Raw genomic sequence first — 1474 nt, forward strand, 5'->3', positions numbered from 1 at the left:
TGGGCACCGCCCCAAGGCGTCGCCCTGGCAGGGCATTCGACACAACAGGCTCAGGGCGTCGGCATCTCTTGGCGGCGGGAGAAGTCGGCCGCGTAGGCGTTGCGGGGAGACCCTGAGCGTCGAGTCCAGTGGGCGGCGGTCTGGACGGTGATGCCCAGCAGGCGGCTGAGGAAGACGGCCGGAAGCTAGCTCGCGAGGTCGAGGAGGGCCGTGTTGCGGGCGGGCTTCACGTAGATGCCGAGACGGTGGAGCCGGTGCATCAACTGCTTGCTGGTGATGGGGCGGGCGGCGAAGGCGCCGGGGAAGAGCCAAGGGTGATCGTCGATCTGTCCGACGACCGCAAGTCCCTTGCGCTCGTCGAGCAGGCGCAGGATGAGGCGATCCAGCGGTGGCGGCATCTCCAGGGGGTGGCTGCCAAGGGCCAGGCTCACCACGCCGCGCTCGTGGGTCACGTGATCGACGGTGAGGGAGGTGATGTGGCTCAGGCGCTGGGCGAACAGGAGGACCAGCAGCCCGGCGACGCGGTCGGCGAGGTCGATGTCCTCATCGTGGAAGAGCCGGCGGACGAGTTCCCAGCGGCGCCTCTGCCCGATCCCGTTTGTCTCGTCCTCGCGGGCCGGCAGGGGGATCTCGACGTTGTGCGCGTGACGGTGTGCGACGGCCCACAGCAGGAAGGTCCGGGCGATGTGCCGCAGCCAGGGACCTTCGCAGACCCACCGGTCGATGTCGGACTGCGTACAGGTGGCCAGGGACGTGCCGGACTCACGTAGCCAGGACAGGAGTTGGGTGGCGGCCCGGATGTCGCGGCGGGCCCTATGAATCTGTCCGTAGGTGTTCGATGGGTTCTGCCGAAGGCGTCGCAGGTGGTGCCAGGTGGCGAAGCTGCGGATGAGCTTGCGGTCCCCCGGGTCTTCGACCTCGGCAAGGGCTTTGGCCAGCGACCGTTCCAGTGAGATGAGGTATTCGTCGCGCCGCTCCAAGGCGCCGGCGGCCACCAGCGTCGAGCGGACGTGCTGGACGGCTCGCTGATGGTGCGGGAGTTGGTCGAGGTACTCATGGGTGATCGGTCCGGTGTCGTGGGCGAGACAGGCCAGCAGGGCCCGGGGGGTTGAGCGGCGAAGCCAGGCCAGGACCGCCTTCGGGGCGCTGGCCTGAAGAGCCGCCAGCAGCGGCGCGAGTTCCGCACGGACGGCGCCATCGGGACCGGTGAGGAGCTGGGTGATCTGGTCGGCGGCGGCGCAGGTGTGGCAGAGCCCATGGCCGTGCAGTCGTTCGTGGGCGCCGCAACGGTGGCAATCGTCCCAGGAGACCGGATTCTTGGCGTAGCACGATTGGCACAGGCCCGTGCCGTCGGTCGCGTGTCCATACACGCGCCTGACGTGTCCGCAGACGCCGCACGGCTTGCGACGCTGCGAGCAACCACTGCACAGCGGCGCTCCCTCGTTGGTCCGACCGCGCACGGGGCGGACATCGC

Annotated in this window: 1 protein-coding gene; it reads right to left on the reverse strand. The window is 69.3% G+C overall.

Features of this window, described 5'->3' with window-relative positions; genetic code table 11:
- Positions 1–185: 185 nt before the first annotated feature.
- On the reverse strand, positions 186–1370 hold the full coding sequence (locus H9Y04_RS45570; RefSeq protein ID WP_187820136.1) for a hypothetical protein: 1185 nt from the start codon (positions 1368–1370) through the stop codon (positions 186–188).
- Between the last annotated feature and the right edge of the window lie 104 nt (positions 1371–1474).

Origin of the sequence: Streptomyces polyasparticus, assembly GCF_014493765.1 — a bacterium.
GTDB classification, from domain to species: domain Bacteria; phylum Actinomycetota; class Actinomycetes; order Streptomycetales; family Streptomycetaceae; genus Streptomyces; species Streptomyces polyasparticus.